This window comes from Candidatus Poriferisodalis sp., assembly GCF_965215815.1.
Classification (GTDB): Bacteria; Actinomycetota; Acidimicrobiia; order Acidimicrobiales; family Poriferisodalaceae; genus Poriferisodalis.
This window is the reverse complement of sequence record NZ_CBDCEO010000013.1, coordinates 1,472,875-1,486,259: the sequence shown is the minus strand read 5'-3', so window position 1 is coordinate 1,486,259 and position 13,385 is coordinate 1,472,875. Positions and strand designations below refer to the sequence as shown.

The window sequence follows — 13,385 nt, the reverse complement described above, 5'->3', positions numbered from 1 at the left end:
CCGCTCCCCGAGGGCTACGGTTCGCTCATGACTGGCACGCGCCCGCGCACTCGCTGCGCCCCACGCCGCCGGCGGTCGATGGGAACAGCAGCGGCAACGGCGTTGTCGCTGGCCGTGCTGACGACCGCCTGCATCGACGTGGAGATGGATTTTCTCATCCACGATGACGGCGCAGGATCGGTGATCGTGACGATCAGCGTCGACGAGGCCGTGCTCGAGTTCGCGGCGCTCGAAGCAGACGGTGCTGCCGAAGACCTGTGCGACGAGATGCTCGAAGATGCCGATGCCGACGACATGTTGGATCTCGGTCTCGGCAACCTCGATTCGACCACTGAAACTGTCCTCGTGGACGGGAGCTGCATCGCCACGATGACCTCCACATGGAGCGCAAGCCAATCCGAGGAAGTTCTGGCCGCCTTCGCTGAAGACGACGGCCCCAGCATCCGCCGCCTCGACGACGGCGGCTGGCGCTTCGAGTTGGGGCCGGGTTCGTTGGAGGACGAGGAGCTCACTCCCGACGATCTGGAGATGGTGACGGCGCTGGGCTTCGACCTTCCCACGGCGACGATTTCGGTGACGCTGCCTGGCGATGCCGTCGAGCACAACGCCGATTCGGCAAACCAGTCGAAGTACACGTGGGAGATCCCCTTCGACGCGCTGGACGAACTCCCCGAGACGATCTACGTCGAGACGGCGCCCGGCGGGGGCGGACTGGGCCCCGCAGCGATCAGCGGGATCGTCGCCGCGATCGTGCTGGCCCTCGCGGCACTCGTCACGCTGCGCAGGCACCGTGAGGCCAGAGCGGCCGAATCAGAAGATGCCGAGTCTGATCCCGACTCGACCGATGTCGAAAACTCCCAGACTGCGGATGAGGTTTCAGATTCTGGCGAAGCCAGTGACGACGCAGCCAACGGCGACAGCCTCGAACCCGAGGACGACATCGATGACCCCGCGGAGCGCTCGACGGACTCGTAGGCGCGGCCGCACACCGGTGTAGTCACAATTCATCTTTATTGTGACCACATAAATTGCTAGTGTGACTACATGAGCACTGAGGTCGGCATTCGAGAGCTGAAGGCGAAGCTGTCGGAATGCGTGCGGCGGGCTGCCGGCGGTGAGCGCATCATCGTCACTGACCGCGGCCGTCCCGTCGCACAGCTCACCCCGCTGGACGATGCGACTCTGGACGACATGGCCCGTATCGAACAAGGCGTCGCTGAGGGCTGGATCACTCCTGCCAAGCGGCGCGGAGGGCTCGGACCAGTAAGACCCGTTCCGTCCAGTTCCGGACTCACCATCGCCGAGATATTTGATGAGGACCGCGGCGACTGATGCTCTACGTGGAGTCCAGCGCGCTGGTGAAGCGCTACGTCGCTGAACGAGACTCTGATGTCGCTCTTCGGTTGATGGACGCCGAACGGGTACTGCTCACCTCGCGTCTCGCCGAGATCGAAGTACGACGCAACCTTGCGCGCCTTCTTGGTGGAGCAGACCTCACATCAAAGCGCCAAGAATTTCAAGTCGATCTTCAGGCCTTCGAAATCGTCGAGCTTGATGACGCAACGTTCGATGATGCTGCGCACATCGCTGAGGAAACGCTGTGCAGGTCCCTCGACGCCATCCACCTCGCAGCTGCCCGTCGAGCGAGCCCTGCTGCAACCATGCTGACGTTCGACCGGCGCCAGGCGCAAGCAGCCCGCACCATCGGCATGGCCGTCCTCGGCGCCTGAATCCGACCTGGCGCGGGCTGGTTTCGCGCAGGATGACGAACTCAGCTTGCGCAGCGTGAGCCCGTTGCTGTTGCAGCGCTATTTCGTGACCACAGGAGGGACGTAACGGGTGCTGGGGCCGAGACGGTATGCGAGCACGAGGGCCACGAGGGCCAGTGGCAGCAGCCACGACAGTGCCACCCGGATGTCGCCGGTGATATCACCCAGGATTCCGACGGCGGGTTTGGCAAGGGCGGTCAACAAGCCGGAGACCCCGAACACCACGCCAATGCTCGCCCCGGTCTGAGTGGGTGGCGCCAGCTGGCTGGCCATCGCCAGCGAGACCGGGAACAGGCTGAACATGCAGAATGAAATGCCGCCGATGGCAACCAGCGAGAGCGCTCCGCCGGTGAGCGCGAACAGCGCCACGAACAGTGTCGTGCCGACGGCCGCGATCATCATCACCGTGCGGCCACCGACTCGATCGGACGCCCAGCCTCCCAGCGGCTGCGCCACGACACCGACCAGCAGGATGACGGTCAGAATCACGCCGGCGTCGTTGGTGTCCCAACCCTCGTCGACGAGCATCTTCACCGAGAAGTTGATGAAGCTCATGCCCACCATGGCCACTGCCCCGAACGACAGGGAGATCATCAGCAGCGGCGCGCTGAACGCGCCGCGCAGTCGCACGGCCGGCGCGGCGGGAATCTCGCGGAGTCGCCATTGCAGCAGCGCGGCCGCCATCACCATCGGAATGGCCAGTGCCACCATGGTCAGCCGCCAGTTCAGGACCGAGACCGCCAGCACAACCGCCGCCGGCGCCGCGAAGTGCCCGAACGAACCTCCCCAGCCGTGCAGACCCAGCATGCGCCCGCGCTTGTCGGGGTAGGCCGAGACGATGAACGCTGTGGCCTGCGGGTGGTAGGTGGCTCCTCCGAGACCGCAGAACAGGCTCACCGTGACGATCAACCAGAAACTTGGCGACGCCGCCATGCCCAAGAACCCGACTGCACCGATCAAGAAGCCGAAGACCAAGATCCACCGCCGCCGGCCCCTGCGGTCGGCCTCGCCGCCCACTACCGGCGACAGCACACCAGTCAGAAGTGTGAACGCGAACGACAGCACGCCCAGGTCCGTGTAGCTCAAGTCGAACTCGTCGGCCAGGGCGGGGAGGAACGCGGGGAGAACCGTCACATAGAAGTCGTTGATGGCATGCACCCCGACGAGAACCGTCAGCACGGTCCGAGGCTCTACAGCACCCTCATCGGCGGCTGAGCGCCGCACCGCGGCTGATTCGCGCACGACCCCAGACGCTACGCCACTGTCCGGCGGCAGGTGCCTGAGCGTGACTCGGATGTCGAATTCGATCCCTTTGTAGTCACATCGTTTCGTTAATGTGACCTCATGAGCACTGACATTGGCATCCGTGAGCTGAAAGCGCACCTGTCGGAATGCGTGCGACGTGCGGCCGCCGGCGAGCACATCATCGTGACCGACCGAGGCCGCCCCGTGGCACAGCTCACCGGCTTGGGCCAATCCAGTGAGGACCAACGCGTCCTCGATGACATGGCGAGGATCGAGCGCGGCGTTGCCGAGGGCTGGATCACACCCGCGAAGCGGCGTGGACCGCTCGGGCCGGCGCGGCCGATTCCCTCGAATTCCGGACTCACTATCGCTGAAGTGCTCGATGAGGACCGCGGCGACTGATGCTGTACGTCGAGTCGAGCGCCCTGATCAAGCGATACGTCGCGGAGCCAGACAGCGACATCGCGCAGGAGCTGATGGACTCCGAACCTGCGCTTGCCACATCGCGCCTCACCGAGATCGAAGTGCGCCGCAATCTCGCGCGTCTGTTGACTGGGGCGGAATTGTCGCAAAAGCGTCGGGAATTCCGAGTTGATCTCGACTCACTCGAAATTGTGGAACTTGGTGCCGCTGCGTTCGACGACGCGATTCTCATCGCCGAGGAAACGCTGTGCCGGTCGCTCGACTCGCTGCACCTCGCTGCAGCGCGCCAGCTCGGCGAGTCAACAACCGTGTTGACGTTTGACCGGCGCCAAGCTCGTGCCGCCCGAGCGATTGGATTAGCCGTCCTCGGCGCATGAACCAACAGGGACGACTCGCGTCGCGGTTAGAGGAAGGCGGGGACGAAGACCAGGCTGACGATGGTCATCACCTTGATGAGGATGTTCATCGCCGGGCCTGAGGTGTCCTTGAACGGGTCGCCGATGGTGTCGCCGACCACGGCCGCCGCATGCGCATCGGTGCCCTTGCCGCCGTGGGCGCCTGCCTCGATGTACTTCTTGGCGTTGTCCCAGGCGCCGCCCGAGTTCGCCATGTAGATGGCCAGCAGGAAGCCGGTCACCACTGCCCCGGCCAGGAAGCCGCCGAGAGCGTTCACGTCGATGAAGCCGATGACCAGCGGCAGCACCACGGCGAGGCCACCGGGCAAGAGCATCTCGCGCAGCGCGGCCTGAGTGGAGATGTCCACGCAACGGCGGCTGTCGGGCTTCACACCGGGTTCGCCTTCCCGCAGGCCCGGGATCTCAGCGAACTGGCGTCGGACTTCCACGATCATCGCCTGTGCGGCCCGCCCCACCGACGACATGGTCAGCGCCGCGAAGATGAACGGCGTCATCGCACCCAAGAACAGGCCGATCGTCACCGCTGTGTCGTTGATGTCCAGGAAGACCTGATCGCCGGCGGTCAGGCTGAACGACTTGAACAGCGCCAGTGCTGTGACGGCGGCCGAGCCGACGGCGAAGCCCTTCGCCACTGCAGCGGTCGTGTTGCCCAGCGAGTCGAGGCTGTCGGTGACGCCACGCACCTCGGGCGGCAGTTGAGCCATCTCCGCGATGCCACCCGCGTTGTCGGCGATGGGTCCATAGGCGTCCACCGCCACGATCACTCCGGTCACGGACAGCATGCCGATGGCTGCCAGTGCCACGCCGTACAGCCCGATCTCGTTGCCGGCGTCGCCGAAGGCCAGCCCTCCGAACCAGTACGACAGGCCGATCATCGTCACCACGAGCACGACCGCTGGCAACGTGGAGAGCTTGCCCTGTGCAATGCCCTCGATGGTGACGGTGGCTGGCCCCGTCTCGGACTGCTTCGCGATGCCCTTCACTGGCCTGTAGTGCTCCGAGGTGAAGTACTCAGACGTGAAACCGATCGCCCATCCGCCGAGCAGTCCGACGATGATCGTCAGCGCCAGGAAGATTGGGGCGCTGAGCTCGGGGGCATCAGCGCCGACGCCGAAGGTCGGGTTGCCGCTGAACAGCACCAGTGTGCCGATGATGGCAAAAACAACCGTGAGCGCCATCGCCACGTACTGGCCGGTGTGCAATTGCCCCGACAGGCTGCGGCCCTCGCGGCCGCGCACGAAGAGTGCGCCGACGATCGAGGCGATCATGCCGAGCGCTCCGATCAGGATCGGGTACATAAGGAGCCCTTCGGCAGCGCCGAAGTCGGAGGCCAAGCTGTCACCTTCGAGGAAGACGGGCACCAGCAGCGAGGCGAGCACCACGGGCGCCACGATCGACCCGGCGTAGGACTCGAACAGGTCTGCGCCCATGCCCGCCACGTCGCCCACGTTGTCGCCGACCGCGTCGGCGATGGTTGCGGGGTTGCGGGGGTCGTCCTCGGGAATTCCGGCCTCGACTTTGCCAACGAGGTCGCCGCCGATGTCAGCGGCTTTGGTGTAGATGCCGCCGCCGATACGGGCAAACAGCGCGATCGAGCTGGCACCCAGCCCGAACGCAGCCACCACCTGGAAGGCCTGGTCGACGCCCAGCCACTTCACCCACAACAGGTAGTTGAACGAGATGCCCAGCAGCGCCAGGCCCGCCACGGTGAAGCCCATGACCGCGCCGCCCTTGAACGCCAGCGGCAGCGCCTTGGCTGCCCCGGCGCGGGCCGCCTGGGCCGTACGCGTATTTGCCGCGGTGGCGATGCGCATGCCGATGAAGCCCGCAACCGACGAGAGCACCGCTCCCATGAGGTAGGCGAAGCTGGCGGCCGGCCGTCCGTCGATGGGCACTACGAGCAACAGCACGAACATGGCGGCCACGAATACCGACACCCACTGGTACTCCCGGCGCAGGAACGCCATGGCACCCTCGCGAATGGCTGCGCCGATCTCACGCATCAGATCGTTGCCCTGGTCGGCCCGCAGTACCACCTTGGCGAAGTAATACGCCAGCAGCAGCGCCAGCACGGAGGCAATCAGGGCCAGATACGGAACAGCAGTCACTTGGACCTCACGGTGTCGCGTCGGGTTTGGGGCAACGAGGGGGATCGAAGCACGGTGGGCGAGGCTAGCTATTGGTGGCTGAAGACTCCGGCGGCACGCTGAGGTCGCTGAACATGCTGGTAGGCGGCTCGTCGGGATGATCGCCGGTCTTGCCCGACAGGGCCAACAAGACGAGTGCCGCAATGCCGGCGCATGCGGATGCGAACAGGATGCCGATCTTGGCCAGGTCGGTGATGCCGCCGTCGTCGAACGCCAAGCCCGTTATGAAGATCGACACGGTGAACCCGATGCCTGCCGCGAAGCCCATGCCGATGAACTGCGGCCAGTTCATTCCCTCTGGCAGGTTGAATCCGAAGCGGGTCGCCACCCAGGTGAACAGCGTGATCCCGACGGGCTTGCCGATGACCAGGCCCGCCACCACGCCCCAGGTCACCGGCGAGCCCGCAGCATCGGAGATCGTGTCGCCCGACAACGGCACGCCAGCGTTCGCGAGGGCGAACAGCGGCACGATGAGAAATGCCGTGAACGGGTGGAACATCGTCTCCAACCGTTCGGTCATCGGCACCGATTCCTGCACCAGGAACGATGCCTGGTGGACTTGCTCGATGCTGGGACGTTCCGGCAGATGGTTCACCACGTCCTGGGCCTGCCCCCGTCCGAGCAGCGGCCTGGCAGGCGTCAGCAGGCCCAGCGCCACCCCGGCGATGGTGGCATGGACACCGGATTCCAAGGTGGCGTACCACGCCACCAAGCCGATCAGCCAATAGATCTCGAGTGCCCGTACCTTCATCACTGTCAGCAGCCTGATGACCACCAAGAGCGCAACAGCGAACAGCAGCCACTTGAGGTTCAGGTCGCTCGTGTAGAAGATGGCGATCACGGCAATGGCGCCGATGTCGTCGACGATGGCCAGTGTCAGCAGGAACAGCTTGAGCATCGGCGGAATCCGCGAGCCCAGCAGCGCCACCACGCCCACGGCGAATGCGATGTCGGTGGCCATCGGTATGCCCCAGCCCGACGCCGCGTCGCCGGACGGATTCGCCATGAAGTACAGCAGCGCCGGCACAACCATCCCGCCCATGGCGGCAATCGCCGGCAGCGTGGCCGCACGCACGCTTGCCAAGTAGCCCGTCACCAGCTCCCGCTTGATCTCCAGCCCGACCACGAAGAAGAACAGCGCCATGAGCGCGTCGTTCACGAACTCCTCGAGAGTCAGCGGATGCAGGTGCAAGCTGCCGATCGAGATGTCGATGTCGGTGTGCCAGAAGTTGAAATAGGTGTCGCTCCCGGGCGAATTCGCCCAAATGAGCGCCGCCGCAGTGGCCAGCAGCAACAGCACGCTGCCGGCCACCTCGCGGTGAACGAACTTCAGGATTGGCCGCGCCAAGAAGCGGGCAAGCCGGCTGTTTCCGCCTGCGAAGGTTTCCCGCAGGTACAGGTACTCCGGTCCGGCCATACGGGCGCACAGGATAGGGCCGCCGCAACGGGGGCCTTGCCGCTGATCGGCCCAAATGGTGTGTCGCTTGCCGATGTTCAGCCGGCGGAAAGACGCTGTATTGCGTCTTGGAGCCCGGCGGCCACGTCGAAGAGCGGCTCGACGCCGGCGTCGACCAGTGTGGCGCCGATTTCAGGGCTCGTGACGACCAGCGACATTGCGCCTCCAGCGCCCTGGCAGCGTCGCCGCACGTCGAGCAGCACGCCGAGGACGACCGGTGCCAGCAGGTCGATGTCGGACAGGTCGATGACGAGCCTCGGCGGTGATCCCGAGGCGGCCAGCGCTGACCTCAGCGCACCGTCCAGCGACGCAATGGCCCCAAGATCGAGTTCGCCACGAGGGGTCACAACGACGGCACTCGAACCGTCTTGCGCGGTGAACGTGCGCTCGGAGATACCAGAGATCAACCCAGCCCCCCAAGGCGTCGGACCAGGGGCAGGCGAGTCATGGACCCTGGGTCCAGCTCACGCAAAGCGAGGCATCACCTTGTCGCTGATGAGTTCGAGCGATGCGTTGATTTGGTCGGCGGAGTGGATGCCCTGGGGAACCAGGAAGAAGGCCTCGTCGATGCCGAGCAGTGTCTGCGCCTCTTCGATCTGGCGGCTGATCGTGTCGGGGCTGCCGACGAGCTGCAGCGGCATGCCCTGGCCGAACTGGATGGCCCACTGGTTCCAGAACCACTCCATGTCGGCGAATTGGCTCCAAGCCTCTTCGTCGGTCGGCGCGCACACGGCCACCCCGCCCCAGCCGCACTCGTGCCCGCGAGGCTTGTCGACGCCATGGCGAGCTGCCTCTTCGCGGTATGCCTTCCAGAGCGCCTCGCAGAAGTCCATCTTGTCGCTCAGCACGATCGGCGTGCCGCCATAGCGCGCCCAGAACACGGCTGAACTCATCGACATCGTGAAGCCGCCGTACAGCGGCGGGTGCGGTGACTGCAGCGGGCGTGGCGCGATGCCGACCTCGTGGATCGTCATGTCGGCATCGACGCCGGCGCCGTAGTCGGAATACACGGTGTGAGTGTGCGGGTTGAGGTTGTCGTTGGGGAAGCGCCAGAACTCGCCCTCGTAGGAGAACGTGTCGCTGCGGAGTGCGGTCAGGACCACGTCGACGAATTCCTCGAAGAATCGGCGGTTGTAGGAGTCTTCGTGGGTACCGCGGTTCCACTTGCCGACAGCGGCGAGGTCGGGACGGATCTTGAACTGGTCCACCCATCGGTGCTGGTAGCCGCGCACCACCCCGAAGCACAGGCGCCCGCCCGTCATGTGGTCGAGCGTTGCCACCTGCTCCGCAACCCGCAGCGGGTTATGGGTCGTCGACACGTACCCGCAGGCAATCGGGCGCAGCCGAGTGGTGTGCTGGGCAATCCAGCCGGCCATCAGATTGAGGTCGTTGGAGATCTCGAAACCCTCGATCTGCAGGTGGTGCTCGGGGTGGCCGAGGCCGTACCAGCCGGCCTCGTCGGCGAAGCGTGCGATCTCAGCGATCTCGCCGAGCATGCGCTGGTAGTAGTCGTTGTTGAGTCCTGCGAGGCCGGCCTCCAACTCGTGGCGGCGGCCGATCGTGCAGTACATGAACAAGCTGAACTTCACCCCGACCCCCCGTCGGCCCGACCCGCAGCCGCCCAATCGACTACATCGCGGAGTGTAGGTGAGTGCACTTCGGCACGGTCCGGCGGAGCAACCTGGGTGTGTCAAGACACCGCTACACGTTCTGCCACTACATGAACGCACGTTCAGGGCTAAGTTCTCATACGGCATGGCCAGCAATGATGCAGCCTCCGGCAGTTCAGGCGCAGCCTCCGGCAGTTCCGTCGAGTCGGGTCCCATGGACATCACCGTCGCCACCGACGCCGATGAGAACGACCTCAACGGCAATGGCAATGGCAACGGCCGTCGGGTCCGCAAAGGCGAGCGCAGCCGGATGCGCATCCTCGACGCTGCTGCGCGCCTGCTCTCGTGCCACGGCTACGCCGCCACCACGCTGACCGACATTGCCGGCGCCGCCGAGATGCAGGCCGGCAGCCTCTACTACCACTTCGACTCGAAAGACGCGATCGTCGAGGAGGTGTTGCGTGTCGGCATCGATCACGCCCGCAGCGCCATCGACGCAGCGCTCGAAGCTCTGGGTCCTGATGCCTCAGGCTCGGATCGGCTGGCCGAGACCATCGTGGCGTACGTGAACTGCATCGTGGCCGAGAGCAGCTTCACTGTTGCCAACATTCGCTGCTACAACGAGTCGCCGCCGCATACCCGAGAGAACCTCACGGTGCCGCTGCGTGAATTCGCGAACCTCTGGGTGGGGTTGATTTCCGAAGGCCAAGCCGACGGCTCGCTGCGCGCAGACACCAACGCCAAGGTCCTCGCCAGGCTGATGATCTCGGGTCTCAACTCCCTCGCGAGCTGGTACCGCCCCAGCGGCGAACTCCGCCTCGACGACCTGGCCCGTCAATTCGCCGACATGGTCCTCACCGGCTTGCAGCCCGCCTGAACTTCGAATAGTCGTTCTCAGCAGTAGCTTTCGCTGGTGCAATTCCCCATCCGGCTCGCGCTGCTGCTGCGGCCCACGGTCAAGATCGGCATCCTCCTAGCGGTCGGCTTCAGCGTCCTCGCGTTCGTGTCGACGCCGTTCCTGTTGCCGGAGATCACTGACCACTACGGCATCAGCCTCGGCGCGGCCTCCTTGATCGGCGTCTTCCAACTGGGCGGTTTCGTGGTGACCTCATGGGGCGCTGGTCGCTGGCTGCAGCCACGCGGGTGGGTGTTCGTCACCAGTCTCGGGGCAGCCGCGGCGGCCAATTTGGCCTCGGCCGCCCTGCCCGCGTTCGCGGTGCTCGTGGCGTTGCGGCTCCTCAGCGGTCTCGCGCTGGGGCTTCTGGCCTGGTACGGATGGGTGCAGGCCTTCGGCGACACGCGTCGAATGGACGATGTGGCGGTGACGGGCCCCATGGTCGGGCTGATCGCGGCACCGCTCATCTCGGTGCTCCTCACCGCTGGCGGCGCACGGCTCGTGTTCGGCGCGCTGGCGGTCGTGTCGCTCGTCCCTCTCGCGTTCGGTTACCGAAGCGCAGTGGATCATCTCCCCAGAACGGCCACGCGCAATCGTGCCGTGCCCGCCGCCCGGATCCTGCTGATCTGTCTGGGACTGTTCACCCTCGGCGGCTCTTCGGTCTTCGTGTTCGCCGTGGTCCTGGGAACCGCCAACACATCGATGTCGGTGACGGTGATCGCGGTCGGCTTCAGTCTCAACGCCCTGGTTGCAATCCCGGCGGTTCGCTGGAAGGCCCCCCGCAAGTTCCCCAGCCCCCCGATGGCAGCCGCAGCGGCGTGCGTGATCCTCATCGCGACATCAGCGCATTCGTGGTTGTTCTTCGGTGCGCTCGTGGCGTGGGGCTTCTTTTTCTGGCTGGCGATACCGGGAGTGTTCGAAGTCCTGGCCAGCCGGTCCCGCTATCCCGAAGAACGTGCCGGCGACGCCCAAGCAGTCATGGCCGCAGGCCGCGCCGGCGGACCGCTGCTGGGCGGTCTGCTGATCGACGGCCTCGGCACCACCGCGCTGGGCGTGGTGGGCGCAGGGCTCGTCCTGATCTCCGCCATCGGAGTCTTCACCGTCCGCAACGTCGCCCCACCCCTGCCGACCCCCGACAAGACCCAACCAACGCTCGGCTCTCAGACATAAGGGGGCGCGGGGGCGGCGGTGTCCGCGCGCAGTTATGCAGCGCCCCTGCGACCCCGCACCCCAGCAAAGGCGCTGCATCTGTTTGAAGCACGGACGCCGCCGCCCCCGTGCCCCCGGGAGTACGGCGGCTAGAACCGGCCGCTAGAACTCAGACGCCGCCGGTGCTCAAGGAAGTCGACGAGCACGTAGTCGCCCAGATCGTGGGGACTAGTGAAGAACGCCCGCCCCCCGTTCATCTCGGTCATCTTCTCCACAAACGCCCGCAAGTAGCTGTTCGGGTCCAGCATGAACACGTTGATGCGCATGTTCTCGCGAGTCGCCCGCGCCACCTCCAGCAGCGTGGCCTCGATGGTCTCGCGCACTGGCGGGTAGGCGAAGTACGGCCGGCCGTCGCGGGCAAGGTGGGCTGTCGGCTCGCCATCGGTGATCATGATGATCTGCTTCGAGCCGCTCTGACGGGCCAGCAGGCGCCGGGCGATCATGAAGCCGTGCTGCATGTTCGTGCCGTAGGCGAAGTCCCACGACACTTCCGGCAGCTGGGCGGCCGTCAGCTCCCTGGCTGATTCGGCGAAGCCCACGATCCCCAGGTAGTCGCGTGGGAACTGCGTCGAGATCAGCGAGTGCAGCGCCATCGTGACCTTCTTGGCCGGCAGGAAGTTGTCGCGCATCGGCATCGACAGCGACAGATCCAGCATCAGCACAGTCGAGGCTCGCGAAAGCAACTCGGAGCGCTCGATCTCGAAGTCATCCGGCGTGAGGCGCACCGGCGTGCCGGTCCCCTGCCGGGACACGGCATTGCGCACGGTTCGCTCGATGTTCAAGTTGAACGTGTCGCCGAACTCGTACGGCTTGGTCTCGTAGGCGAACTCGTTGCCAACCCCGGACTTGCGTACCTGGTGGCTGCCCACCTTGTCGTCCATCAGGCGGTTGAACAGGTCGCCGAGCGCGTTCTGCCCGATGCGGCGAAGCGCTCGGGGCGTCAGCTCCAAGCGACCCTCGGTGTGCTGGGCTAGGCCTGATTCCTCGAGCATGCGGGCCATCTCGCTGAGTCGTTCCAGCGCCTCGGCGGACTGGTTGCCCAGGAGTTCCCGGACCCGCTCGGGATCCACCTCGGCAAGCGCAGACGGGCTGACAGCGCCCTGCAGCATCTCCGACAGCGCGTCCAGATCGCCGAGCTGGCCCATCACGTCGGCCGCCTGGGACATCGACAGCGGATCATCGCCCCCGAATTGGTAGTTGCGGTCCCAACCCATTTCGGGAAACGCCTGCTGGAGGTTCTGCGCGAGTTGCTGGGCCTGCCACTGCAGGTCCATGTCGTCCATGAGCTGAGCTGCGAGGTCGGCGAGTTGCTGTCGCTGGGCGGGGGTCATCGAGTTCAGCATCGAAGCCATGGCTGCCATGCGCTTGGCCATGATCTCGAGCAGCTCGTCGAGCGACTGGGGATTCTCGGGGAAGAAGTCGCCGTAGCGATCCATGAAGCCCTCGAAGTCGGGCTCTTCGCCACGGGCACGCTGTTCGAGCATCTGGTTGAGCTCGGCCATCATGTCCTTGGTGCGGGCCAGGTCTTCGGGGCTCATGTTGCCCATCGCACCGGTCATCTGGTCGAAGTAGCTCTGGGCTACCTCCTGGCGCAGCCGCTCGACCAACTCGTTGAATTGCTCGCGGGCCTCAGGTGAGACGAAGTCGTAGCTCTGCATGCCCCGCATCTTCCCGGCCAGGTCGGACGGCAGCATGTCGAGTTGCAGGTTGCGCTCAGCAGCGCTGGTCTGGGCGATCTCGTTACGGCGATCGTCGCCGCTGTCGGCGGCGTCCTGCGCGAACTCCTCCAGCGCCTCGCGCTCGGTGTCGGTGATCTCGTCGAGCTCACGGGCGATGTCGTCGTACACCCCGCCAAGGTCGAACTGCTCGAGCATCTCGGAGCGGCGTTCACGCAGGCGCTCGATCATTTCGCGCAGGCCCTCGAGCCGGTTGCCCTCGGCGTCGGTGAAGCCCTGTTGCATGAGACGGCGCAGGGCGGCGTTCAGATCGCCGTGGTACAGCAGATCGTCGGTCATCTCGGCGAACAAGCTGTCCGCGTCGAAGTCGAAGCCGGTCTGGGTGCCGTCCCATGCGGAATAGAGGAAGCGAGCGCCCTCGCGGCGGGACCGGCGCCAGCGGATCTTCATCGACCCCGGTCCTCGCGCATGTCTGTGCTTGCTCCGTCGGTCGCGAGTGCCCTCTCGCGCCTCGGAAATCCAGCGCCGTCCTGCATGTT

Annotated in this window: 13 protein-coding genes; 7 read left to right on the top strand and 6 right to left on the bottom strand. The window is 65.5% G+C overall.

Features of this window, described 5'->3' with window-relative positions; translation table 11 throughout:
• Positions 1-27 precede the first annotated feature (27 nt).
• From ACOOHB_RS16780 to ACOOHB_RS16770, 3 genes are all read left to right on the top strand, one after another.
• Entirely contained in the window at positions 28-975 is a 948-nt protein-coding gene (locus tag ACOOHB_RS16780; RefSeq protein WP_420445949.1) for a hypothetical protein, read from the top strand.
• Positions 976-1,044: 69 nt separating this feature from the next.
• Positions 1,045-1,332: a type II toxin-antitoxin system Phd/YefM family antitoxin gene (locus tag ACOOHB_RS16775; protein ID WP_420445948.1), complete on the top strand. Its 288-nt coding sequence runs from the start codon at positions 1,045-1,047 to the stop codon at positions 1,330-1,332.
• Positions 1,332-1,730, top strand: a complete 399-nt coding sequence (locus ACOOHB_RS16770; RefSeq protein WP_420445947.1) for a type II toxin-antitoxin system VapC family toxin — start codon at positions 1,332-1,334, stop codon at positions 1,728-1,730. The genes ACOOHB_RS16775 and ACOOHB_RS16770 overlap by 1 nt, the downstream gene beginning before the upstream one ends.
• A 78-nt stretch (positions 1,731-1,808) precedes the next feature.
• Here the strand turns inward: ACOOHB_RS16770 and ACOOHB_RS16765 are convergent, their stop codons facing one another.
• Complete coding sequence (locus ACOOHB_RS16765; protein ID WP_420445946.1) at positions 1,809-3,011, bottom strand: MFS transporter; 1,203 nt, start codon at positions 3,009-3,011, stop codon at positions 1,809-1,811.
• A 102-nt stretch (positions 3,012-3,113) separates the two neighbouring features.
• On the opposite strand from ACOOHB_RS16765, the gene ACOOHB_RS16760 reads away from it, so the two are divergent.
• The gene (locus ACOOHB_RS16760) at positions 3,114-3,416 is read left to right on the top strand and encodes a type II toxin-antitoxin system Phd/YefM family antitoxin (protein WP_420445945.1); all 303 of its coding nucleotides are present in this window, start codon (positions 3,114-3,116) and stop codon (positions 3,414-3,416) included.
• The gene (locus ACOOHB_RS16755) at positions 3,416-3,814 is read left to right on the top strand and encodes a type II toxin-antitoxin system VapC family toxin (RefSeq protein ID WP_420445944.1); all 399 of its coding nucleotides are present in this window, start codon (positions 3,416-3,418) and stop codon (positions 3,812-3,814) included. Before ACOOHB_RS16760 ends, ACOOHB_RS16755 begins: the two co-directional genes overlap by 1 nt.
• Positions 3,815-3,840: 26 nt before the next feature.
• Here the strand turns inward: ACOOHB_RS16755 and ACOOHB_RS16750 are convergent, their stop codons facing one another.
• The 4 genes from ACOOHB_RS16750 to ACOOHB_RS16735 form a co-directional block, all read right to left on the bottom strand.
• Complete coding sequence (locus tag ACOOHB_RS16750) at positions 3,841-5,961, bottom strand: sodium-translocating pyrophosphatase (protein ID WP_420445943.1); 2,121 nt, start codon at positions 5,959-5,961, stop codon at positions 3,841-3,843.
• Between the two features lie 64 nt (positions 5,962-6,025).
• The gene (nhaA, locus tag ACOOHB_RS16745) at positions 6,026-7,417 is read right to left on the bottom strand and encodes a Na+/H+ antiporter NhaA (RefSeq protein WP_420445942.1); all 1,392 of its coding nucleotides are present in this window, start codon (positions 7,415-7,417) and stop codon (positions 6,026-6,028) included.
• A 77-nt stretch (positions 7,418-7,494) separates the two neighbouring features.
• Entirely contained in the window at positions 7,495-7,863 is a 369-nt protein-coding gene (locus ACOOHB_RS16740) for an STAS domain-containing protein (protein ID WP_420445941.1), read from the bottom strand.
• A gap of 57 nt (positions 7,864-7,920) precedes the next feature.
• Entirely contained in the window at positions 7,921-9,045 is a 1,125-nt protein-coding gene (locus ACOOHB_RS16735) for an LLM class flavin-dependent oxidoreductase (RefSeq protein ID WP_420445940.1), read from the bottom strand.
• A gap of 166 nt (positions 9,046-9,211) precedes the next feature.
• Here ACOOHB_RS16735 and ACOOHB_RS16730 point away from each other — a divergent pair, with 166 nt between their 5' ends.
• A complete protein-coding gene (locus tag ACOOHB_RS16730; protein WP_420445939.1) occupies positions 9,212-9,943 on the top strand; it encodes a TetR/AcrR family transcriptional regulator in 732 nt (243 codons plus the stop codon).
• Positions 9,944-9,979: 36 nt separating this feature from the next.
• Entirely contained in the window at positions 9,980-11,131 is a 1,152-nt protein-coding gene (locus tag ACOOHB_RS16725) for an MFS transporter (protein WP_420445938.1), read from the top strand.
• 128 nt (positions 11,132-11,259) lie between these two features.
• On the opposite strand, the gene ACOOHB_RS16720 is transcribed toward ACOOHB_RS16725, so the two are convergent.
• Positions 11,260-13,296 (bottom strand): hypothetical protein, encoded by a 2,037-nt coding sequence (locus ACOOHB_RS16720; RefSeq protein WP_420445937.1) that lies wholly within the window; start codon positions 13,294-13,296, stop codon positions 11,260-11,262.
• Positions 13,297-13,385: the final 89 nt, after the last annotated feature.